This window comes from Salicola sp. Rm-C-2C1-2, assembly GCF_040196175.1.
Lineage (GTDB): Bacteria > Pseudomonadota > Gammaproteobacteria > Pseudomonadales > Oleiphilaceae > Halospina.
In genome coordinates this window covers 1-22657 of sequence record NZ_JBEFNF010000011.1, presented here as the reverse complement: position 1 = coordinate 22657, position 22657 = coordinate 1, and the positions used below count along the sequence as shown (strand labels likewise).

Here is a 22657-nt window from a genome sequence, read left to right as displayed (position 1 = left end):
CCACTCCGTCCGTTCATCCAGGGAGAGAACCGATGAAGTATGAAACCCAGAAAGTGGCCCTGCCGTTCTTCGCGGTGGCCATGGCGCTGTTCGCGCTGCAGATCTGCTTCGGGCTGATGGCGGCTACCGTCTATGTCATGCCCGAATTCCTTTCCGAGGCCATGCCTTTCCACATCATGCGTATGAGCCACACCAACCTGTTGCTGGTCTGGCTGCTGATCGGCTTTTTCGGTGCCACCTACTACCTGCTGCCTGAGGAAGCCGAAACTGAGCTTCACTCACCCAAGATGGCCTACCTACAGCTGGCCATCTTCGCCGGTGCCGGGGCGGCGGCATTGATCGGCTACCAGTTCGAAATCCATGGTGGCCGCCACTATCTTGAGCAGCCGGTTTACGTGAAGGTTCTGCTCACCATCTCGTTCCTGATGTTCCTTTACAACAACACGCGGACCATCCTTAAGGGTCGCCGGACCTCAGTCTCCACAGTCCTGATGCTGGGGCTCTGGCTGGCCGCCATCTTCTGGCTGTTCTCGTTCTATACGCCGGACAACCTGGCCCAGGACAAGCTCTGGTGGTGGTGGATCGTGCACGTCTGGGTTGAGGGCGTCTGGGAGCTGATCATGGCCTCCATCCTTGCCTACCTGCTGATCAAGATGACCGGCGTGGACCGCGAAATCATCGAAAAGTGGCTCTACGTGATCGTCGGGCTGGTGCTGTTCTCCGGCCTGCTGGGCACCGGCCACCACTATTATTGGCTGGGTACACCGGGCTACTGGCAGCCCATTGGCAATATCTTCTCCTCCATGGAAGTCATTCCCTTCTTCGCCATGGTGATGTTCGCATTCTACATGTTCTGGAAGGGAACGCGGGATCACCCGAACAAGGCAGCCATGCTCTGGACGCTGGGCTGTGCGGTTGTGTCCTTCTTCGGTGCCGGGGTCTGGGGCTTCATGCACACCCTGTCGTGGGTCAACTACTACACCCATGGCACCCAGATCACAGCGGCACACGGGCACCTGGCTTTCTTCGGCGCCTACGCCATGCTCAACATGGCCATCATGACCTACGCCATGCCGCAGCTGCGCCGGCTCCAGCCCTACAACCAGATCATGAACATGTGGTCGTTCTGGATCATGGTCGGCGGCATGTGCTTCATGACCTTCACCCTTACCTTCGCCGGGGTCATCCAGACCCACATGCAGCGGGTACTGGGTAAGGACTTCATGACCGTACAGAGCCAACTGGATATCTTCTACATCATGCGACTCGGCTCGGGTGCCGTTGTGGCGGTTGGTGTTGTGCTGTTCCTGCTGGCGATCTTCGGGCCCGCCCGTGAACAGCTGCCCGCCCACGTGAAGGCCAAAGGCGGTAACGGGAGCCGTCAATGAGCGCGGCTGGAGCGCCCTATTACGAGCCCGTTGGTCACGAGTGCGAGCTATTCGAGTATGCGTTCCACCGCAAACTCCCTCTGCTGCTCAAAGGGCCAACCGGCTGCGGTAAAACGCGCTTCGTCAGCCACATGGCAACGCGCCTGGGCCTGCCCCTGCAGACCGTGGCCTGCCATGACGATCTGACAGCATCCGACCTGACCGGGCGTTATCTGCTGCAGGGCGGTGAAACCGTCTGGACCGACGGGCCGCTCACCCGGGCGGTCCGCCATGGTGGGCTGTGCTATCTGGATGAGGTGGTGGAGGCGCGCAAGGATGTGACCGTGGTCATGCACCCGCTCACCGACGATCGGCGGGTGCTGCCTCTGGACCGCACAGGCGAGATTCTTGAGGCACCGGATGACTTCATGATGGTGGCCTCCTACAACCCCGGTTACCAGCATGTGCTCAAATCGCTAAAACCCAGCACCCGCCAGCGCTTCGTGGCACTGGAGCTGGACTTCCCACCACCGGAGCAGGAACTGGCCATTGTAATGCACGAAACAGGCCTGGCACGGGAACGTGCGACGGCCCTGGTCAATCTTGCGGTACGGTTGCGTGAGCTGAAAGGTCAGGATCTGGAGGAGTCGGTCTCCACCCGCCTGCTGGTATACTGCGCCCGGTTGATGGAAGCCGGCATGCCGGTACTCCATGCCTGTCGGGCCACGCTGGTGGAGCCACTGAGCGATGATGCCGATGTACGTGAAGGGTTGATGGAAACCATTCGAGCCACTTTCGGGGGCTGAGGAGACGCCGATTGGCATCCTTCTTTGAAGTTGAGGAACTCGCCGGCGAGCTCTGGCACCGCTGGGCATCGCGCGCTGCGAGTTACCCTCGCTACCCGGAGGTGGCTGTCACCCTTGAGGAACTCCAAGGCAGCCTGGGTGTATTCTTCCGGGCCATGGGCGGCCCCGGCGCCATCCCGGTAAGCGCTGTTGAACCCCGGGCCTCAGGCCACCGCCTGACTTTCCGGCAGAAACTGGGCTTTGACCGGGAAAGTCTGGACATGGCGTTCCTGGACGATGACCAGCTGCTGCTGCCGCCACGCATGGACTATTTTCCAAGCCGGGCGCTCAACCGGGGGGCCTATCACTGGCTGACCGCCCTGCTCACCCTGCTGCCGGAACCGGCGCCCGATCAGCCCACACTGGCGGCCGACATTGCCTGGCTGCGGGCGGTACATCAGGCCGAAAGCATCCTGGAACGGGACTTCCCTGGACTGGCGGCGACCGGCCAGGCATGCCGGCAGCACCTGCTGGCGGTACGCCCCGACCAGCGGCTGCCAGTCTGGGAGGACGCGCTGGATCACGCCATTCGGGTGCTTTTGGGCGAGCCGCGGGATCCCGCCACCCGGGAACGGGAACAGGTTCTAACATGGATCTTTGAGCAGCACGATACTGCCCTTTCGGAGAGCACGCCGGCAGGCTACCGGCCACCGCTGCCGGTGCCCTTCTGGGGACAGCGCCGTCCAGGTCTCCATGCAGACACCCCGAAAGAGCCGGAGGACGGCGAAGACCCGCGCCAGGGCGCCACGCCCGAGGCCGAAGGCGGCAAGCGCCAGGCCACGCGCCGCCGCCAGGACCAGAGCGAACGCGACGACCCGCTGGCGCTGAACATCTTCGAGAAAATGCTGTCCTGGACGGAGATGGTGAACGTCAACCGCCCGATCGAGGACGAAAACGAGGACGACGCCCGCAAGGCCGCGGAGCAGATCGAGGAGATCACTCTGAGCCCCCACCGGGAAAAGACTGCCTCGCGCCTCAAGGTAGAGCTCGACCTGTCACCGGATGCTCCGGACGTTGGCGCCCTCAGCGGGCCCGTCACCTACCCGGAATGGCATTACCGCAAAAACCGGTATCTCAGTGACCAGTGCCGGGTTTACCCGTCAGTCCAGTCCCAGCAGGGCGAGGACTGGACGCCGGATGAAGGCACCCGCCGGCGTATACGCCGTGTTCAGCGCCAGTTCGAGGCCTTGCAGCCTCAGCGCCAGTGGCTGCGGGAACAGCCGGACGGTGAGGAGTTCGACATGGATGCACTCATCCGCAACCGCTGCGACATCCAGGCCACCGGCAACGGCTCCGAACGCATCCATCAAGCCCTGCTGACCCAGACCCGGGATCTGGCCGTCAACCTGCTGGTGGACACCTCGCTTTCCACCGAGTCCTGGCTGGAAGACCGCCGTGTGCTCGACGTGGAGAAGGAGGCACTGCTGGTACTCTGCCATGGCCTGGCTGCCTGTGGTGATGATTTCAGCATTCATGGGTTCACCTCGCGCCGCCGCCACAATGTCGAAGTGAATACCATCAAAGGCTTCAATGAGCGTGCGGATGAAACCGTACGCCGCCGCATCCAGGCCCTCAAACCCGGCCATTACACTCGCATGGGCACGGCCATAAGGCACGTGAGTCAGGAGCTGGCTCAGCGCGGCAACCGTAATCGCCTGCTGCTGGTGCTCACGGATGGCAAGCCCAATGACACGGACTATTACGAGGGCCGTTATGCCCTGGAGGACACCCGCAAGGCGGTACTGGAAGCCCGCCAGCAGGATGTGCGCACCTTCGGCATCACCATTGACCATGAGGCACGCCAGTACTTTCCCTGGGTCTTCGGACGCGGGGCCTACCACATCGTGCAGCGCCCGGAACAGCTGAGCGCGGCGCTGCCCGGCATCTACCAGCAGATCACAGGAGTCTGACCATGCACCGAACGCAATCCCCTCTGGCCCTGCTGATCCTGAGCGCCACCCTCGCAGGCTGCGGCGAGGCCCCGGTGCCTGAAGGCTGTGGCCCCGAGGCCAGTGCCGCCACCAAGACCGCCATGAACGGCACGCCCATGCGCGAATGCGCCGGTCCCCAGGCCCAGGCGTGCCTGGCGGACAGTGGCAAGAAGCGCTACTTCTGCAGCACGGCCGATCTGCTCGAATGGCAGAAGGGGCTGGAGGACAACCAGGGGAAGATCGTCAGCTTCACCCGGGATCTTTCGGATGTGGACTGGAACCCCAAAGACAACGGTGACTGGGTCACCATGCACACGGCATGGTTCGTGGTCAGCCATGAGCGCGACAACGGGCAGGGCCAGACCCCGCCCGTGGGTTTCTCCGACCTGGGGGATGCGGAGATCTTCGCCAGCAAACACGGCGGCCGGATCACCAGTCCCGATGGACTAGCACCTGTAGCAAGCGACTAGGCTTTCTCCACTGCCCGGCGCAGGCGCCTGGCCGCTTTCACCATCGCCTCCAGCGCGGGCAGCACCTCGTCCCAGTTGCGGGTCTTGAGGCCACAATCCGGGTTCACCCAGAGCCGTTCCGGCGGAATGCGCTTCGCGGCCTCCTTCAGCAGGTCGACCATGCGGTCCTCGGACGGAATATTGGGCGAGTGGATGTCGTAGACGCCCGGCCCGATCTCATTCGGGTACTCAAAAGCGTCAAAGGCATCCAGCAGCTCCATGTCCGAGCGCGAGGTCTCGATGGTGATCACGTCCACATCCATGCGGGCAATGGCCGGCATGATGTCGTTGAACTCCGAGTAGCACATATGGGTGTGGATCTGGGTTTCATCCGCCACCCCGTTGGCCGCGACCCGGAAGGCGCTGATCGCCCAGTCCAGGTACCGTTCCCACTCGGAACGCCGCAGGGGCAGGCCCTCGCGCAGCGCTGCTTCATCGATCTGGATGATGCCGATACCCGCCGCCTCCAGGTCCTGGACCTCTTTCCGAACAGCTAACGCGAGCTGGTTGGCGGTATCCGCGCCGGACTGGTCATCCCGCACAAAGGACCAGTTGAGCAGCGTCACCGGGCCGGTCAGCATGCCCTTAACCGGCTTGTCAGTCAGCGACTGGGCGTAGCGGATCCACTCCACCGTCATGGGCGAGGGCCGGTCCACATCCCCGTAGATGATCGGCGGCTTCACGCAGCGTGAGCCGTAGGACTGCACCCAGCCGTGGCGGGTGAAGGCGAAGCCGTCCATCAGTTCGCCGAAATATTCCACCATGTCGTTGCGTTCGGCCTCGCCGTGGACCAGCACGTCCAGTTCCAGATTCTCCTGTTCACGGATGCAGTCCCGGATGGCCTCCTTCATGCCCTCCTGGTAGGCCTGTTCCGAAAGCCGGCCCTGGCGATAATCCAGGCGGGTGCGGCGGATGGCCCGTGTCTGGGGAAAGGAGCCGATGGTGGCGGTCGAGAATTGCGGCAGCTGCAGATGGCGTTGCTGCGCCTGCGCACGCTCCGGATACGGCGACTGACGGTCCCCCATGCGCGCATCGATTCCGGCCACCGCCTCGCGTACCGCCGGATTACGTACCCGCTGTGAGCGCCGACGGCTTTCCAGGCATTCCCGATTGGCGGCCAGCTCCGCTGTGATGGCATTGCGCCCCTTGTTGAGGCCATTCTCCAGAACTCCGAGCTCGTCCAGCTTCTGCACCGCGAAGGCCAGCCAGCTGCGCAGCTCGTCATCCAGGTCCGGCTCCAGGTCCAGATCCATGGGCACATGCAGCAGCGAGCAGGCGGGCGCGATCCAGAGGCGGTCGCTGAGCGCGGCGTGTATCGGTTCCAGCCAGTCCATCAGGGCCTGCAGATCCGCTTTCCAGACGTTGCGGCCATCCACCACGCCCAGGGACAGCACACGGTCATCAGGCAGTGCGGCCATTACGGGCTCCACGTCATCGGCACCACGCATGGCATCCAGATGCAGGCCGGCCACCGGCAGAGCACAGGCCAGATCACGATTGTCACCAAGGTGCCCGAAATAGGTGGTCAGAAGCAGCCGCACCGGGGCTTTGGCCAGCCCGTGATAGGCGGTCTCAAGTGCATTGCGCCACTCCGGCGGCAGATCCATGACCAGAATGGGCTCGTCGATCTGCACCCAGTCGGCGCCCGCCTCGACCAGCTCTGAAAGGATGGCCTGATAGGCCTCGACCAGCGCCGGCAGGTGGTCCAGCCGCTCGCTGTCATCCTTGCTTTTGCCCAGCCAGAGGTAAGTGACCGGACCCACCAGAACGGGCTTGGGATTGTGGCCCTGTTGATGGGCCTCTTGCAGCTGCGCGACCAGGGCACTGGCATCCGGCCTGAAACGGCTTTCAAGGGTGAATTCGGGCACGATGTAGTGGTAATTGGTGTCAAACCACTTGGTCATCTCGCCGGCATCCACCACGCTCTCGCCCTGGTCCACTGCGGACCGACCACGGGCAAGGCGGAAGTACTGGTCGGTGGCGCTGCCACCAAGCTCGCTGACCCGGGGCGGAATGTGGCCAAGCATGACGCTGGTGTCCAGCACATGGTCGTACCAGGACAAATCCCCCACCGGCACCTGGTGCAGGCTGGCCTGGAGCTGCCAGTGGCGGTGGCGCAGATCGGCATTGCGCTGGGTCAGCTCGGATTCACTGATCTCGCCGGCCCAGAAGCCCTCGAGCGCTGCCTTGAGGTCCCGCTTTGTGCCAATCCTTGGAAAGCCGAGGTTATGGGTTGTCACCATGATCCTGTTCTCCTGTGTTCCAGCATATTGACCTTATGGTGACAGGCGCAATTCATCAATAAAATTGATGTTTTATATCTTATTTGTGAATATTACTCATGTTTTTGGGTTGCCGAGCGTCTCGTCAAACTGGCCCCGGGATTCCTTGAAACGGGCTACCGGGAAAATGATGGGGACACCGGCCACTGCCGCTTCCAGCATCTGGAGATGGGCATCCCAGCGCAGAGGTCTGCGCGGCCCACCCGGAGGAACTGGACGGCACCATTGACGAGCTTCTCCGCCGCGATGCACCGCTCATGTCCAACCGCCGCGTCGCCACTTGCCCAGTGACACTCGGAGACCGCCGGATTGAGGCGGGCGAGCGCCTGACGATCCTGTGGGCCTCCGCCAACCGGGATGAGGCTGTCTTTGGTGACCCGGACGCAATCGCAGCCGCCTTCTGCTTGCGGGCCTATCCATCGCAGATGTACATTCATTCTAATGCCTTCAATGGACTGTTGATGGGATCCCCATGCGTCCGCTCACCCTTGTTGCTCTTACGGTCTTTCTGTTTGCCGCACCGGCCCAGGGCGCGGAAGACGGTAATGTGGTCACTCTGGTAGCGGACGAATGGTGCCCCTTCAACTGTGCCCCGGATGCCGATTCCCCCGGGATCCTGGTGGAAATCGCCCGCCAGGCGCTGTCACTGGAAGGTTATCGCGTGGATTACCAGAGTATGCCCTGGCGCCGCGCAATCCGTGACGTGCGTAAGGGAACATTCCACGGAATCATTGGTACCGGCCCCGCAGAAACTCCCAATTTCCACTTTCCCGATCAGCCCCTGGCCCTAGCCCACCACAGCCTGTTCACGCTGCCGGACAGCGACTGGCGCTACACAGGCCTGGACTCGCTCCCAGCCGTCCGCCTCGGCGTGATTCATGAATATTCCTATGGCGGGCTGTTCAACGATTATATCGAGCCCAACGAAGACAACGCAGAGCGCCTTATGGTGCTCAGTGGCAATGAGGTTCTGCCACGGCTGATCCAACTTCTGAAAATGGAGCGGATTGATGCGCTGGCGGCGGAAGAAAAAGTCCTCAATTATCACTACGAGCGCGATGGCCGCACCACCCCCCTTCGCAATGCCGGACTGGCGTACCAGGAGGAGCTGTACATCGCTTTTTCGCCGGCAAAACCGAACGGCAGAGAGTTGGCCGAGGCATTGAGCCGGGGCATGAGGACACTGCGTGAAAAGGGGATGATCGCGGCGATACTGACCGATTACAGCGTCTTAAACCAATGAGCGGGTGAGCAGGGCCGTTTTAGGTACAAAGCCGGCGATTGGTGTGGGAATCCAGACCTGATGACCACTGCCCGGCGCTGCCGCCACGGGCTCGCGATTGCGTTCAGAGAGCAACGTTTGCGGCTGGAACCAATGATTGCCGGAGGGCGTCATCAGTTCCAGCCAGTCGCCACGCTCAAAGCGGTTCTTGACGTCAATACACAGCCAGCCTTGTGCTTCAGAGAGCACTTCACCCACCCATTGGCGGCTCCCCAGCAACGATGTGCCGCTCTCGTAACGCTGGTACTCGGCCGGCGGATGCCGGCGCAGGAACCCTTCAGTATAACCCCGGTTGGAAAGCGCTTCCAGCTCATCCATCAGCGTCTGATCAAACGCCTTACCCGCCATGGCATTATCAATGGCACGCCGGTAAACCTGCACTGTGCGGGCCACGTAATAGGGACTCTTGGTACGCCCCTCGATCTTGAGCGAATCCACGCCCATCCGGCACAGCCGCTCTACGTGCTGCACGGCTCGTAGATCCTTCGAGTTCATGATGTAGGTGCCATGCTCATCCTCATGCATGGGCACACTTTCACCCGGGCGACCCGCCTCCTCCACCAGCAGGCTGCGCTCATTCTCCTCCTGGTGCACCGGAATGAGGTCACCGCTACTGTCGTGAGTGGATGGTTTCGGGGTATAGGACCAGCGGCAGGCATTGGTGCATGCCCCCTGGTTGGCGTCACGATGATTCATGTAGCCGGAAAGCAGGCACCGGCCAGAGTAGGCCATGCACAGTGCCCCGTGCACAAACACCTCCAGCTCCATCCCTGGAACCTTCTCACGCACTCCTTCAATTTCATCCAGAGACAACTCCCGGGAGAGAATAACCCGCTCCAATCCTTGCCGGCGCCAGAATTCGAGGGTAGCCCAGTTCACCGCATTGGCCTGCACTGACAGATGGATGGGCATCTCCGGCCAGCTTTCCCGCACCAGCATGATCAGGCCCGGGTCGGACATGATGAGTGCATCCGGACCGGCCGCGATCAGCGGCTCCAGATCCCGCATCGCGGAACGGATTTTGTCATTATGGGGCGCAATGTTCAGGACCAGATAGAAACGCCGACCATGGGCGTGCGTGCGCTGGATAGCCTCCGCCAGCGCCTTCGCATCGCGAAAGCTGTTGTTGCGCACACGCAGCGAGTACCGGGGCGGGCCGGCATACACGGCATCCGCGCCATAGGCGATCGCCATTTCGAGATGACGCCAGTTTCCCACCGGCGCCAACAATTCAGGGGCAAGTTCTGGCATGGATGCAGGATAGGACACGGGGACGCAACCGCTCCTTGATTTCCGTCAGCCCTCAGCCCTTTCCTTGCACCGTTGTCCATTTTACGCTTGTAGCATGAGCGATTTCAGCCTGCACCCACAGCTAGAGGCCGACTGCCACTGGGTTGGCCGCCTGGAGAACTGCCAGATCCTGCTCCATCACAATGCCGGCGTTCCCTGGTACATCGTGGTTCCTGAAACGGAGGCGGGAGAACTGCACGAGATGGGCATGACCGAGCGTGGCGACCTGGACTGGGTGACGGACGCGATGGCCCGTTTCATCAAGCACCATCACGGCAGTGATCGCATCAACCTGGGGGCCATCGGGAACCGTGTGCCCCAGCTGCATATTCACGTGATCGGTCGCAGCGAAGGCGATCCCTGCTGGCCGGAGGCGGTCTGGGGCCATCTCCCCGAGGGGCCCGCCTGGAGTGAGACGGCGGTTGAGGCCATCCGCCAGCAGGCTCCGGTCGAGGCCTAACCCCTACCAGGCCCCGCGCGTGATGCGGCGGAACCCGCGAACGCTGCCATTGTAGAAATAGACCCAGGCCGCACCAAAGCGGGTATCCCGCAGCTGGCGGGTGTACTCGCCCCGCTCCGGCGCCCGGGCATTGTAGCCCTCCAGGGCATCAACCCGCTCGAACGTCCGCTCATCCACTTCATACACCTCCACCACAATCCCCTGGGAAGGCTGATCAACGGCACCGGGGCACGGTCCCAGATCGTGAAGAACAATACTGTTCAGGTGATCCGTGCCCAGAAAACGCGCGCGCATCAGCAGGCGATGATTGCCATAGCCGCGCTTGAGGGTGCCATAGACCGCGATGCGAAACCCTGTGCTCTCGTCGTCGCTCATTCCCCGCTTCCGATAGCAACAGTGCTTCCACTCCAGCGCCCGATCAAGACCCGATAAAGACACTCAAGCAGTCTCTGTGTCATACAGCCACCTCGCCCCGGCTTCTATACTGGCGCGGGTCAATACCATGGCGCTTGAGCCTGGAGGCGAGAGTCGTGGGTTTGACCTCCAGCAGTTCGGCCGCGCCCCCCTGCCCGAAGACCTTGCCCCCGCACTTGCGAAGCGCACTCATCATGTTATCACGCTCCTGCTGCCGCTTCTCGCCCTCGGTCAGTGGTCGCTGCGTTGTTCCGGGGGTTTCCGTACCCGCAACAACCGGGCCCGGACTGGCGGCCTCCCGGTCCGCTGGCAGATCAAAACTCAGCTTCCCGCCACGAGTGACAATCACCTGGCGTTCGATCACATTCTCCAGCTCACGCACGTTGCCCGGCCAGCTGTAGCGCTGGAGCGCTTCCACATTGGCGTGGCTGAGCTCCAACTGCTCGCGATGGAACTTGCGGCACGCGTTGCGCAGGAACAGCTGGGCCAGCGGCGGAATATCCTCCGGGCGGTCGCGCAGCGGCACGGATTCTATAGGGAACACGTTCAGCCGGAAATACAGATCCTCACGGAACCGTCCCGCCTCCACCTCGGCTCTGAGGTCACGGTTGGTCGCCGCGATAACCCGCACATCCACGCTGCGGGTGCGTGTTTCACCGATACGCTCAAAGGTCTGCTCCTGCAGGACGCGCAGCAGTTTGCCCTGCAGTGACAGCGGAATCTCACCAACCTCGTCCAGAAAAAGGGTGCCGCCGTCGGCAAGCTCGAAACGACCGCCCCGGTCGTTGACCGCTCCGGTAAAGGCCCCCTTGGCGTGGCCGAAGAACTCACTCTCGAAAAGCTCCGCCGGGATGGCCGCGCAGTTCACCCGGATCATGGGCCTTTCGGAGCGCGCGCTGACGTTGTGGATGGCCCTGGCAATCAATTCCTTGCCGGTGCCGGACTCCCCCGTAACCAACACATTGGCGCCAGTGGGTGCGACCAGATCGATGCGCTGGATCATGGCTGCCACCGCCTCGCTGCGCCCCACAATCTCATGCGCGTTGTGCTCGGCGCTGATCTCCTCCTGGAGATAGGCGTTTTCCATCTCCAGGCGGTGCTTGAGCATTTCCACCTCCTCCAGCGCCTCCTTTAGACTGTCCTCGGTGCGGCGGCGTTCGGTGATGTCACGGAACACCACCACGGCGCCTACGAGCTGGCCGTTGTCCACGATGGGCGTGCTGGTGTATTCCACCGGGAAGCCGGAGCCGTCCTGTCGCCAGAAGAAATCGTCGTTAACCCGGTGGACGGCGCCATCCCGGAAGGCCCGGTAGATGGGGCAGCACTCACGCTGGTGGGGGGTGCCGTCCGAGTGGCTGTGATGGATAGCCGTGTGCATAACACGGCCGAGCAGTTCATCCCGGTGCCAGCCCAGCATGCGCTCTGCGGCGGAGTTGATGAAGGTGGTCCGGCCCTCGGCGTCCACACCGTAGATGCCCTCACCTACCGCCTCCAGGATCAGCTGGTTCTCGCGCTCGATTTCCCGGAACAGGGTCTCCACACGCTTCCAGTGCAGAAGGCCACCCCGATGGTAGCTGTTGATCTCGTGCCGTTCCCGGCGCTCGCGCAGCAGGGCCAGATCGCGCAGCAGGATCAGCACCCGGGGTTCCGGGCCCTGCGTCATGACGGAAAGGGACATCTCGAGCTCAATAACCCGCTCATCGCGGGCCACCAGGCTCAGATCACGGCTCCAGGCCTCACCATGGGTCATGGCCTCGTCGGTGAGGCTGACCAGCTGGGGGATCTGGCCGCCGAAAAGCGTGGTGACGCGCAGAGACACCAGCTCTTCCACCGACCTTCCCAGCATCCGCGCCAGATGACTGTTGGCAGCCTCAACCGTATCGCGCACCGGATCCACCAGCAGGCCGGGCTCCGGCAGCGCCTCAATCCACTCCAGATGCGTCTGCGGTGTGATGACAGCGTTCATGGGGCCTCCGTTGACGGTTTCCCTTGCCCCAATCAAACACCATGCCGGATTACGACTTTCCGTAGTCCAAAACTACGAATTCGCGTGAATCACGAAATAACGTAATCCTTCCTGCGCCATCTTTAAAAACTTAAATAACTGAAAATAAAGCACATTAAGATCCTGAATCAGATTGGCACGATCACTGCGATAGTGGCCATGAACCCTCGGCACAGGCGCTGCCGGGCGATCCTGATGGTGCCCTTTTCCGGGGCATACCAGACGCATCTGCACAACAGTGAAACAGGAGCAGCACCATGATGAACCACGAAACCATGACCGCGACCATCCTCACGGCCAAGAACGAGAAAGGCTACACCTGGGAGCAGCTGGCCGAGTCCATTGGCATGTCGCCCGTGTGGACCGCCTCCTGCTGCTACGGCATGAACACCATGCTGGAGGATCAGGCCAAAAGCCTCTGCAAGACGCTTGCGCTTGGCGATGAGGTGGCACAGTTGCTGCAGACTTGCCCCAACAAGCAGTGGGGCAACGCGGTCCCAACTGATCCGCTGATCTACCGCCTGTATGAGGCAAGCATGATCTACGGTCAGAGCGTCAAAGACATCGTCCACGAGAAATTCGGTGACGGCATCATGAGCGCCATCGATTACAAGATGTTCGTGGATCGCGTCGAAGACCCTAAAGGCGACCGCGTTGTGATCACGCTCGACGGCAAGTTCCTCCCCTACAAGCGGTGGTAAGTGATGGTGGCGCGGTAACCACCGGAACAGGTTCCGGAGCTGACCGGCTCCGGATCAGTATCCATTCGCTAATCGAGGGCTAACTATGCTGCACACCGACCTATCCATCAACAGACATGGTCATTATCCGATCCCGGCCCTGGGGCTGGCCCTGACACTGGTGACACCGCCAGCACTGGCCGCGGATCCGGTCACGGAGGCGCTCAGCAACGGCGAAGCCAATCTGGACACACGCTATCGCTATGAGCTCGTGGACCAGAGCGGCTTCGACGAAGACGCGGGCGCCTCCACGCTGAGAACCCGCCTGGGCTACCGGACCGGCGAGGTCGGCGGCTTCATGGGGTTTCTTGAGGCTGAGCATGTGACACGGCTCGGTGGCGAGACCTATAACAGCACCATTAATGGCGTCTCGGACCGGCCTGTTGTTGCCGATCCGGCGGAGACCGAAATCAACCAGGCCTGGGTACGCTATGAGGGGCTGGCGGATACGCGGATGACCTATGGTCGCCAGCGCTTCTTTCTGGACAACCACCGGTTCATCGGCACCGTGGGCTGGCGCCAGAATGAGCAGACTTTTGACGGTTTCACCGCCGTCAATGAGTCCCTCCCGGATACCACCCTGACCGGGGGCTACCTGTATAACGCCAACCGCATCTTCTCCGATGCCAGCGCCAACGGGAATGCCCCCATGGACACAGGGGTGCTCAACGCGCGCTACGACGGCCTCGCCGCCGGCTCGCTCACGGCCTACACCTATCTGTTGTCCTACGAGAACGCACCTGGCGACTCAACGCGCAGCCATGGCCTGCGGTTCAGTGGTGAAAGCGGGCTCACCGACGATCTGACGGCCCTCTATACGCTGGAAGTCGCCCGCCAGTCCGATTACGACGACAATCCGGACAGCTTTGATACGGACTACTACCGCATCGAGGCCGGTGCGCGCTCCAGTGGCGTGACCGCGAAAGTCGGGCAGGAGCTGCTCGGCTCGGATGAAGGCAACGTCGCGTTCCAGACACCGTTGGCCACGCTCCACGCCATGAACGGCTGGGCCGATCAGTTCCTCGCCACTCCGGATCCCGGACTGCGGGACACCTACGTGTCGGTGGCCACGGCCATCAACGGTGTTTCGCTCAAGGCGGTCCACCATCGGTTCGAGAGCGATGAAGGCAGTGACGACTATGGCTCGGAAACCGGGCTGGTCGCTACCTGGTCCCCGAACAGCACCTACACAGTCGGCGCCAAGGCTGCGTTCCATCAGAGCGAGGAGGGCAACAGGCAGACCGCCGACACCGACAAAGCCTGGCTCTGGATTGATGCCAGTTTCTGACGACCGAACCTTAACTTTCTGAAGGAGAAATACGATGTCCTATCTTCAACCCAACGAGTTCGTCACCAAGCTGGTGGACGCGGGCGAAGCCAAGGTCCACATGGGCACCCGGGACACCCTCATCCGGGCCTTTATGGCGGGGGCAACGCTGGCGCTGGCGGTGATTTTCACCATCACCATCGCGGTACAGACCGGCTCGTTCCTGGTGGGCGCCCTGCTGTTCCCGGTGGGCTTCTGCATGCTCTATCTCATGGGCTACGACCTGCTTACGGGGGTATTCACGCTCGTGCCCATGGCCCTGTTGGACAAGCGACCCGGTGTCACCTTCCCACGCATGCTCAAGAACTGGGGTCTTGTAGCACTCGGTAACCTAGGCGGCGCGCTCTTCATCGCGGTTTTCGGCTACCTCAACTTCTCCATGGGTGGCTCCGAAGCCATCAATGAAGTCGGCCAGAAGATCATGGCCGTTGGCGAAAGCCGGACCGTGGGTTACCAGGAAGCCGGTATTGCCGGCTGGATCGTCCTGTTCCTCCGCGGGATGTTCTGTAACTGGATGGTGTCGATGGGCGTTGTCGGGGCCAGCATCTCAACCCATGTTTCCGGCAAGATCATGGCCATGTGGATGCCCATCATCATCTTCTTCTATCTGGGCTTCGAGCACTCCGTCGTGAACATGTTCCTTTTTCCGATCGGTCTGATGATGGGCGGTGAATTCACTCTCTATCAGTACATCATGTGGAACGAGATTCCCACCGTTCTGGGCAACCTCGTGGGCGGCCTGACGCTGGTGGGCCTGGTGCTTTACACCACACACGTCCGCACCCAGCCGAAGAAGAGCTTTTCCTGATCGGGGCGAAACCCTGCACTGAATGACCATCCGGTAATAACCCTCCCAGCCGGGACGTGGTGGCTTGCCGCCACCCGTCCCGGCTTTTTATGCTGGTATTCCCACCCACACAGGGAGTTACAGCATGAAAGCACTGACCCGAACACTGACCGGCCTCACACTGGCACTGGGCACAACCGCCGCGATGGCCAGCGAGGCGCCGGAAGATGCTTCCGCCTACTTCATTTCCCCACAGGACGGTGAGACAGTCAGCTCCCCCGTAACGGTGCGCTTCGGCATTGAGGGCATGGGTGTGGCGCCCGCCGGGGTCGACCGGGAGAACACCGGCCACCACCACCTGCTGGTGGATGTGGAAGAGATGCCCGCAATGGATGAGCCCATTCCTTCCGACGACCAGCACCGGCACTTCGGCGGTGGCCAGACCCAGACCACACTGGATCTTGAGTCCGGCGAACACGAGCTGACGCTGCTGCTCGGAGATGAAACGCATACACCCCACACGCCTCCGGTAAAATCCGAAACCATCACCATCACCGTTGAATGAAAGGTCTTTGACTTGACCGCTCGGCCTGGTGAGGCAATCAATTCAGAAACCGTGTCCCACCAGGCCGAGAACCCCCATGGTGATCAGATAGCCTGCCACAATGTAATTAAGCAGCTTGGGAAAAATTAGAATACCGATACCTGCACCCAGAGAGATCAATGGGGCAAGATCAATGTGAAACGTCACAACACCTCCTTTAACAAACCTTTGCGGCAATCACTGAGTCCAACGGGAACATGGCCTGCCTAGAATAGGCCTTCAGTTAACAACCCGTATACAGTTAGCATGCGCACAGTAACCAAGCGACCACCGTTCAGGATTACCCTTTTTCTTCTTGCTTCCCTGCTGAGCGGGCCGATTACGGCCGGTACACTCAGTCTTTCGTGGGATAATGATCTGATGACCGGCCAGGACAGGGGCTACACCAATGGCCTCAGGCTTTCCTATCTGGGAAAGGCGGCTGAAAAAAAACGCAACTGCACCACGTGTTCAAGCGCCCACGCCCGGGAGTTGCTTACGCCCCTCCCTGGCATTGGCGCCACAGGGAATAACCACGCCCTGGCCTGGTCGCTGCGCCAGCTGATGATCACCCCCCAGGATATTGAGGCCCGTCAACCCCAGTACAATGATATCCCCTACACCGGCTATCTTTCCGGCGGCGCCACTCTCTGGAGCTGGAACGACCGCAGCATCACCGGTTATGGCGTGATGGCGGGCGTGGTCGGACCGGATTCACTGGCAGAAGAAGCACAGAAATGGGTTCATGGTGTCACGGGGAGTACTGACCCCAAAGGCTGGGATAACCAGCTCGGAACAGACTGGGTTGGCGGGATTCAGGCTCAACATGCCCGCCAGCTTTTCAGCTCTGGTACGACGGACGACCTTCAACACGATGTCAACTGGCTGGCGGGCGCTCGAGCCAGCAATTTCGTCTCCAACGTCCAATTCGGGATGGGCTGGCGCTTTGGCACCAATCTGCCGGATAATTTCATCTCGGACTACGCGAGTCTGTCCTCGTCAATGGGCATGCCAGGCATTCTGGATGCGCCAGGACCTGGTTGGTCGGTATTTGTCGGTGCCCTTGGCGAATGGGTTCCCTATTCCTACCTTGAGGAGCGCTCCGGTCGCTACCAGTACGATCAGGCACCCGTGGTCGGCCACGCGGGTATTGGCGCCAGCTGGCACACGCAGGATGTCCATTTTTCGGTCTCGCTGCGAACCACAACATCGCAGGATGCGACCAACAAGGACCCTCTGTCTTTTGGTATTGTCTCACTCGTCTGGCGTCTCTGACGTCATCAAACAATAAAGGGTGACGACCACATGACAACTCAAACCTGGATCCCAGTGCGCTACGGCGCCTACGTGACCTGCATCCTGGCAAGCTGCATCGCGCTAGCACTCACCACCCTGTCCGTTTGGTGGCTGGCCATCGCGCTTCCCGCGCTCGCTCTTAGCGCACTGGGAACCTGGGATCTGCTTCAGCCAAGGCATACCGTCAGTCGAAACTATCCGGTTCTGGCGCACTTCCGCTACTTCCTTGAGTCCATTGGCCCCGAGATCCGCCAGTATTTCATCTTCTCGGACACCGAAGGACGCCCTTTCAGCAGGGAACAGCGTCGCATCGTCTACCAGCGTGCCAAGAACACTCTGGACAAGCGCCCCTTCGGCAGTCTTCTGGACATGGATCATCCGGGCTACGAATGGATCAACCACTCGCTGACCCCCGTCGATCACTCGCACACGGACTTCCGCATCACGATTGGCAGCCGCTGCGCCCAGCCCTACAGCACCAGCATCTTCAATATATCCGCCATGAGCTTCGGCTCGCTGTCCGCCAACGCCATCCGGGCGCTGAACCATGGTGCCGCCCGCGGTGGTTTCTACCACGATACGGGGGAAGGCTCGATCTCCCGCTATCATCTGGAAGGCGGTGGCGACCTGGTATGGGAAATCGGCTCGGGCTATTTCGGGTGCCGGGACGAACAGGGGCGTTTCAGTGAGACACGGTTCGTTGAGAACGCCACGCGGGACGCAGTGAAGATGATTGAGGTGAAACTCTCCCAGGGCGCCAAGCCAGGCCATGGCGGCATACTGCCCGGTGCCAAGGTGACCCAGGAAATCGCCGAGGCCCGCGGGGTAACCGCCGGCGAAGATGTGGTTTCGCCTCCCAGCCACTCGGCCTTCAACACGCCCATCGAACTGCTCGAATTCCTGGATCGGCTGCGGGAACTGTCGGGTGGCAAACCGGTAGGCTTCAAGCTGGCGATTGGCCATCCCTGGGAATGGTTCGCCATAGTGAAAGCCATGCTGGAGACCGGACGGCATCCGGATTTCATCATGGTCGATGGTGGCGAGGGTGGCACCGGCGCGGCACCGCTGGAGTTCATCAACCGGTTGGGCATGCCGATGCTGGACGCCCTTCTAATGGTCCACAACACGCTTGTGGGAACCAACCTGCGGGATGCGATTGCGGTGGGTTCCGCTGGCAAGATCACTTCCGGCTTCCATCTGGCCAAGACTCTGGCGCTGGGCGCGGACTGGTGCAATGCCGGCCGTGGCTACATGTTCGCGCTTGGCTGCATTCAGGCGCTGAACTGCCACACCGGCCGCTGCCCCAGCGGCGTAGCCACCCAGGACCCCCAGCGAGGCAGCAAGCTGGACGTGCCGCTCAAGAGCGAGCGCGTGTTTCACTATCACCGGAATACGGTGCAGGCCCTGGGGAACCTCATCGGAGCTGCTGGTCTTCAGGATGCCTCGGAACTGGGCCCGGACCACATCATTCAGCAGAGTTCACAGACCGAGTTCCGAACCTACCGCGACATCTACCCCTTTCTTGAACCGGGCGCTCTGTTGCAAGGCATAACGGGGTACGAACTTTTTGACCATTACTGGGAAGAAGCCAGTGCCCGCGAGTTTGGTGTGCCCAGTTCCGTAATCAGGTTCAGCCGGAATCCGGTGCGCTGAGGGCAATCCGTAAGTGACGAACCGATTCCGGACAGCACAACACAAGAAATGAAATAAGAAAATATCTAAAATAACAGAAATAAATTCGATGAATCACTGATAAGGCGGCACAGTAGGGGTCAATTCAAAGCGATAAGGGAGAAACCACCATGAGTCGCATTCTTTTTGTTCTGACCAATCACGACCGCATGCTCAACGGCGACCCGACCGGCGTCTGGCTGGAAGAGTTTGCGGTTCCCTACCAAATGTTGCGCGAGAAAGGTCACGAGGTGACTGTATCCTCGGTTGCCGGTGGCCAGGTTCCGGTCGACCCGAACAGTGCCGTGGATGACGACCAGGCCCGGGCCTGGCAGGACGCCATCGACCAACTGGCATCCACCCCCGCTTTCGAGACCCTGGACACGGACAACTATGACGCGGTCTACATGCCCGGCGGACACGGCACGGTATTCGACATGCCCTATAACCGCAAGCTGCATGAACTGCTATTCTCGTTCGAGAACTCGGATCGCATAATCGCCAGTGTCTGCCACGCGCCGGCTGTCTTTGGCGGGATGCGCCGCGACGACGCCACCCCCTTTATTCAGGGCCGGCGTGTAGCGGGCTTTACCGATAGCGAGGAAAAAGCGGTCGGTGGCGAAGAGAAAGTGCCGTTTCTGCTGGAAAGCCGGTTGAAGGAACTTGGGGCGAAGCATGAGGCTACTGACGACTGGAATCCGCTGGCCATTCAGGACGGCAAGCTGATCACCGGCCAGAATCCGCAATCATCGGCGGCCGTGGCCGAGAAACTGATTGCGGCGCTGCAATAGCACGCTGAGAGGCTAATCGTTAGCCGTAAAATAAAAGGGTGGCGTCGTTATTCAGCGGCGCCAGCTCACGACTGACAGCCCCACCAGAGAGCTTTCATCCATTTCCATGACGGCGCAGGGACCAGTCCAGTCCCCCAACCGGTACCCGGCTTCCAGCCAGGCCCAGCTATAGAGACTGCCAACAACACCAAGACGCCCCAGTCGTGCCTCCGGGAATTCCCAGCGCACTTCCGGGCGTGCCCAAGAGCCCAGTTCGGCGAGGAAAGGCAGCAGCCGTTCCAGGTAGCCATCCCCTCCGGTGCCCGGGCACAGAAGCGCTTCCGGCTGGGTGACGGTTTCACGGCCCAGATTCAGCAGGGCGCCTACATCAGTCTTGCCGTCCAGGCGACCGTCCATACGGGCCAGCCCAAAGGACATGCCCCGCTCCGATGGCGCCCATTCCAGGGCCATCACCCCTTCGATACCTTCGCTACCCTCTGCCGGCGTATGAGCCGCAATCAGGCGCCCCGGCGTGGCAAGCCGATTGAGCTGACTCAGTGCCAATGCTGCCGCACCGCGCCCGAAACCCGGTTCCGCGATATCACCCAGACGCGTTTCCCACCAATCCCGGTTGGCACGCTGGGCCTCGGGCAGGAGCACCCAGTTCGGCTTACATGCACTCAGCAATGGCCCGATCTGGGACCAGAGGCGTTCCCGATTGGAGGCCTGCGTCTTCGGCCCAATCAGGCACTGGCCCTGTTCATCCGGCATAAGGGGTGATTCCGTCAGCCCGGGTGCCAGGAGGTCGGCCGCCGGCCAGGCGCCAAGCTGTCCCTCAATCGACGTCAGTTCCCAGCGCACCATCGGCCTCCCTGCAACGAGTTCGCTGCGCCCTCAACCGCATCAGCACACCAGTGCCAGAGCCGACCCCGGAACCCCAGCGGCACGGACTGAAAGAGCTGCTGCCAGGGCGCTTCCGAAACGTCCTCGCCCCAACACTGCCGGCCCTGGTGACGCTTCTGTTGATCCCCGCTGAGCCACCGGACTTCCCGAAGGGCCACCTCTTTCAATTCTTCATCGTGCCGGAAGCTCGCTAGCCAGGGCAGGAAGCGGCTCTGGCAGCTCATGCCCATCAGCTGGATCAGTTCCTCATCCGTCAAATAAGGTGCCAGACCATTAACCAGCGCCGAGGCACCATCCGAATCGGACGCCACCAGCAGACGTGGCAGCCAGTCTTCCCAGAGAGCCCCGTCACCCGCTTCCCAGAGCGCGATTGCGGTTTCCTTTACAGACACTGCCCCCGACTGGGCCCCGGCCCAGAGCGACCAGGGCTCCGGCAATTCCTTAATCTTTCCCCGACGATACAGGGCCCGAGCCGCCCAGACCTGAGCGAACCAGGCCGAGGGAAAATCCTCAGGACAGGGCAGATGAGAATAATGAGCAGCCAGCCACCAGGCAGCACCCCTGTCCCCTTCTTGGGCGATCAGCAGCTGCTGGACTCTGGCGAGCTCGCCAGGCCAGATGCGATCCCGCGCTTCCAGCAACAGGGCATTCTGTTCAGGATCCGTTTCCAGCGCTTCCAGCAACGCCTCGTCCGCGCCTTCGCGCTGGGACAGGGGTGATTCGAGCGCCCCGCGGTCCATGGCGGAAAGAAGCCTGCGATCCTGTTTTCTGAGCTGGCCGAGATCCGCATCATCGCTGATGATCAGCTCAGCCCTCTGACTCAGGTAAAGCGCTAGTTCGTCGTCCATAGCTGGCTGGTTCGTCCTTAGTGCTCAGGGTTGCTCACCAGGCTTTAGATAGCAAAGCAGGTCCTGTTCATCGATAGGGCCTGTCACTGTTTCCTTCAGAACAGAATCAGGGGTTTTCCAGTAGTCACCCAGAGTCCGCCAAATGTTGGAAGCGTGTTTTGCCGCAGCTGCACGGTTTTTTATGAACTTCTCCTCATACTCGGCTGGGATATAGCTCCACCATTTCTCACCCATAACATCCATGTCTTTGCCAATTCCGCTGAAATCTGCAGCAGCTGACTCCAAATAACTGGTATCGCCTCGCTTAGCGCGCTCCAACGCATCCTGAAGATAGTCCTGCATCTCCCTGAAATTGGCGACTGCACGACTCTCCCAGGTCTCCGGCCATTCAGAGCGATCCCACAGGTGCCAGTTTTCACTGGGGGGATGGTTGTAGAAATACTCAATCCCCTCTTCCATGGCTTCCAAGGTACGGCAATGGTAGTCCTTAAATTCCTCCATGTACTCGATACTGGAGAATTTGCGAAGAAGAAGGTTTTTCTTAAGCTGTGAGTCCATCGCTTAAGGCTCCGGCCAGTTAGTCAATTTTGGAGCACTCGGGTTCGTATCTCCCGGTGTTATAAAAAGTTGAGTTCCCCACCTTTGAGATAAAACTTTTTACCATCGTGTTTTCTATAACGCTGCCCCGAAACTTTCCCTTCCCATGCTTTCAACCCTTCTTTACCAACAACGTGTTTCACATAGTAGCCATTGTCATTCCAATCATCCTTGACGGCGTAGTCGCTACGCCACGCAGCTTTGCTTTCCGGAATTTCATACGCCCAAAACCCTCCATCATTCCCCGCGCGTTCATCAACAATCCGATAGATCTCTGTTCCGGGCGAAAGCTCTACAGGCTTGGCGTCTGTGAACGTATCGTAGGTCGTATTTCCCTTGTACGTGAGAGTTGGCCAGCCCTCCTCCACTAGAACATCATGGTTTGGGGGCGGCTCCTCCATGCCGGCAAATTCTGCAGGCATCTGGCCTTCTTTCGCTCCGAGAGGTTTCCCATCGGATTGAATCGTACGGGGATCCGCTTTAGGGCCATCGGGATGTTTACGCCGGTGGATGCGATCCCCTGCTTTGGGAACCGTATAGTCAGGATCAGGCGTGTACGGAAGGTCCTGGGTTCGTTGCTCCTCAGTGTCGTTATCCTCATTTCCAATAGCAGTTGAAGACTTGCCCTATGCGTCAAGGTAGTTGTCGCCTGATGATTTCAGAGGACAACCATGCCCCATTATTCACCGGAACGTAAGGAAGCCATCCTGCAGAAGATGGCGCCACCGCGCAGCTTGACTGTGGCCGAGT

23 protein-coding genes are annotated in these 22657 nt (G+C 60.8%); 14 read left to right on the top strand and 9 right to left on the bottom strand.

Going from position 1 to position 22657, the window contains the following annotated elements:
* Nucleotides 1-32 precede the first annotated feature (32 nt).
* The 4 genes from AAF659_RS14525 to AAF659_RS14510 are packed head-to-tail and all read left to right on the top strand — an operon-like array spanning nucleotide 33 to nucleotide 4613.
* Entirely contained in the window at nucleotides 33-1388 is a 1356-nt protein-coding gene (locus AAF659_RS14525; RefSeq protein WP_349752503.1) for a cbb3-type cytochrome c oxidase subunit I, read from the top strand.
* Complete coding sequence (locus AAF659_RS14520) at nucleotides 1385-2173, top strand: CbbQ/NirQ/NorQ/GpvN family protein (RefSeq protein WP_349752502.1); 789 nt, start codon at nucleotides 1385-1387, stop codon at nucleotides 2171-2173. Before AAF659_RS14525 ends, AAF659_RS14520 begins: the two co-directional genes overlap by 4 nt.
* Before the next feature lie 11 nt (nucleotides 2174-2184).
* Nucleotides 2185-4122, top strand: coding sequence for a nitric oxide reductase activation protein NorD (locus tag AAF659_RS14515; RefSeq protein WP_349752501.1), 1938 nt, complete (start codon nucleotides 2185-2187; stop codon nucleotides 4120-4122).
* Between the two features lie 2 nt (nucleotides 4123-4124).
* Nucleotides 4125-4613 (top strand): nitrous oxide reductase accessory protein NosL, encoded by a 489-nt coding sequence (locus AAF659_RS14510; protein ID WP_349752500.1) that lies wholly within the window; start codon nucleotides 4125-4127, stop codon nucleotides 4611-4613.
* Here AAF659_RS14510 and metE read toward each other — a convergent pair.
* Complete coding sequence (gene metE / locus AAF659_RS14505; protein ID WP_349752499.1) at nucleotides 4610-6895, bottom strand: 5-methyltetrahydropteroyltriglutamate--homocysteine S-methyltransferase; 2286 nt, start codon at nucleotides 6893-6895, stop codon at nucleotides 4610-4612. The two genes, AAF659_RS14510 and metE, sit on opposite strands and share 4 nt — an antisense overlap.
* 185 nt (nucleotides 6896-7080) lie before the next feature.
* Between metE and AAF659_RS14500 the strand changes: the two genes are divergently transcribed.
* Both AAF659_RS14500 and AAF659_RS14495 read left to right on the top strand, forming a co-directional pair.
* Nucleotides 7081-7497, top strand: coding sequence for a cytochrome P450 (locus AAF659_RS14500; protein ID WP_349752537.1), 417 nt, complete (start codon nucleotides 7081-7083; stop codon nucleotides 7495-7497).
* Nucleotides 7407-8177 carry a substrate-binding periplasmic protein gene (locus AAF659_RS14495; protein ID WP_349752498.1) on the top strand — a complete coding sequence of 257 codons (771 nt, stop codon included), beginning with the start codon at nucleotides 7407-7409 and terminating at the stop codon, nucleotides 8175-8177. Before AAF659_RS14500 ends, AAF659_RS14495 begins: the two co-directional genes overlap by 91 nt.
* On the opposite strand, the gene trhP is transcribed toward AAF659_RS14495, so the two are convergent.
* A complete protein-coding gene (gene trhP / locus AAF659_RS14490; RefSeq protein ID WP_349752536.1) occupies nucleotides 8166-9467 on the bottom strand; it encodes a prephenate-dependent tRNA uridine(34) hydroxylase TrhP in 1302 nt (433 codons plus the stop codon). The two genes, AAF659_RS14495 and trhP, sit on opposite strands and share 12 nt — an antisense overlap.
* 94 nt (nucleotides 9468-9561) lie before the next feature.
* Here trhP and AAF659_RS14485 point away from each other — a divergent pair, with 94 nt between their 5' ends.
* Complete coding sequence (locus tag AAF659_RS14485; protein ID WP_349752497.1) at nucleotides 9562-9966, top strand: HIT family protein; 405 nt, start codon at nucleotides 9562-9564, stop codon at nucleotides 9964-9966.
* A 3-nt stretch (nucleotides 9967-9969) separates the two neighbouring features.
* Here AAF659_RS14485 and AAF659_RS14480 read toward each other — a convergent pair whose 3' ends face one another.
* On the bottom strand, nucleotides 9970-10341 hold the full coding sequence (locus tag AAF659_RS14480; protein ID WP_349752496.1) for a gamma-glutamylcyclotransferase family protein: 372 nt from the start codon (nucleotides 10339-10341) through the stop codon (nucleotides 9970-9972).
* Between the two features lie 79 nt (nucleotides 10342-10420).
* Nucleotides 10421-12346 (bottom strand): sigma 54-interacting transcriptional regulator, encoded by a 1926-nt coding sequence (locus AAF659_RS14475; protein ID WP_349752495.1) that lies wholly within the window; start codon nucleotides 12344-12346, stop codon nucleotides 10421-10423.
* A gap of 299 nt (nucleotides 12347-12645) precedes the next feature.
* Between AAF659_RS14475 and cynS the strand changes: the two genes are divergently transcribed.
* The 4 genes from cynS to AAF659_RS14455 all read left to right on the top strand — a co-directional run bounded on the left by cynS (nucleotide 12646) and on the right by AAF659_RS14455 (nucleotide 15804).
* Nucleotides 12646-13086 carry a cyanase gene (gene cynS, locus AAF659_RS14470; RefSeq protein ID WP_502949223.1) on the top strand — a complete coding sequence of 147 codons (441 nt, stop codon included), beginning with the start codon at nucleotides 12646-12648 and terminating at the stop codon, nucleotides 13084-13086.
* An 85-nt stretch (nucleotides 13087-13171) separates the two neighbouring features.
* Entirely contained in the window at nucleotides 13172-14413 is a 1242-nt protein-coding gene (locus AAF659_RS14465; protein ID WP_349752493.1) for an alginate export family protein, read from the top strand.
* A gap of 34 nt (nucleotides 14414-14447) precedes the next feature.
* Nucleotides 14448-15260 carry a formate/nitrite transporter family protein gene (locus AAF659_RS14460; protein WP_349752492.1) on the top strand — a complete coding sequence of 271 codons (813 nt, stop codon included), beginning with the start codon at nucleotides 14448-14450 and terminating at the stop codon, nucleotides 15258-15260.
* Nucleotides 15261-15384: 124 nt separating this feature from the next.
* Nucleotides 15385-15804 (top strand): DUF4399 domain-containing protein, encoded by a 420-nt coding sequence (locus AAF659_RS14455; RefSeq protein WP_349752491.1) that lies wholly within the window; start codon nucleotides 15385-15387, stop codon nucleotides 15802-15804.
* 42 nt (nucleotides 15805-15846) lie between these two features.
* On the opposite strand, the gene AAF659_RS14450 is transcribed toward AAF659_RS14455, so the two are convergent.
* Nucleotides 15847-15990 carry a DUF3096 domain-containing protein gene (locus AAF659_RS14450; RefSeq protein ID WP_349752490.1) on the bottom strand — a complete coding sequence of 48 codons (144 nt, stop codon included), beginning with the start codon at nucleotides 15988-15990 and terminating at the stop codon, nucleotides 15847-15849.
* Nucleotides 15991-16089: 99 nt separating this feature from the next.
* Here AAF659_RS14450 and AAF659_RS14445 point away from each other — a divergent pair, with 99 nt between their 5' ends.
* From AAF659_RS14445 to AAF659_RS14435, 3 genes are all read left to right on the top strand, one after another.
* On the top strand, nucleotides 16090-17097 hold the full coding sequence (locus AAF659_RS14445; protein WP_502949222.1) for a lipid A deacylase LpxR family protein: 1008 nt from the start codon (nucleotides 16090-16092) through the stop codon (nucleotides 17095-17097).
* 30 nt (nucleotides 17098-17127) lie between these two features.
* Nucleotides 17128-18771, top strand: coding sequence for an FMN-binding glutamate synthase family protein (locus tag AAF659_RS14440; protein ID WP_349752489.1), 1644 nt, complete (start codon nucleotides 17128-17130; stop codon nucleotides 18769-18771).
* A gap of 149 nt (nucleotides 18772-18920) precedes the next feature.
* A complete protein-coding gene (locus AAF659_RS14435; protein WP_349752488.1) occupies nucleotides 18921-19580 on the top strand; it encodes a type 1 glutamine amidotransferase domain-containing protein in 660 nt (219 codons plus the stop codon).
* A gap of 51 nt (nucleotides 19581-19631) precedes the next feature.
* Here AAF659_RS14435 and AAF659_RS14430 read toward each other — a convergent pair whose 3' ends face one another.
* The 4 genes from AAF659_RS14430 to AAF659_RS14415 are packed head-to-tail and all read right to left on the bottom strand — an operon-like array spanning nucleotide 19632 to nucleotide 22329.
* Nucleotides 19632-20423 (bottom strand): hypothetical protein, encoded by a 792-nt coding sequence (locus tag AAF659_RS14430; protein ID WP_349752487.1) that lies wholly within the window; start codon nucleotides 20421-20423, stop codon nucleotides 19632-19634.
* Entirely contained in the window at nucleotides 20405-21310 is a 906-nt protein-coding gene (locus AAF659_RS14425) for a hypothetical protein (protein ID WP_349752486.1), read from the bottom strand. The genes AAF659_RS14430 and AAF659_RS14425 overlap by 19 nt, the downstream gene beginning before the upstream one ends.
* Before the next feature lie 24 nt (nucleotides 21311-21334).
* Nucleotides 21335-21868 carry a hypothetical protein gene (locus tag AAF659_RS14420; RefSeq protein ID WP_349752485.1) on the bottom strand — a complete coding sequence of 178 codons (534 nt, stop codon included), beginning with the start codon at nucleotides 21866-21868 and terminating at the stop codon, nucleotides 21335-21337.
* Nucleotides 21869-21927: 59 nt separating this feature from the next.
* A complete protein-coding gene (locus AAF659_RS14415; RefSeq protein ID WP_349752484.1) occupies nucleotides 21928-22329 on the bottom strand; it encodes a hypothetical protein in 402 nt (133 codons plus the stop codon).
* Nucleotides 22330-22657 lie beyond the last annotated feature (328 nt).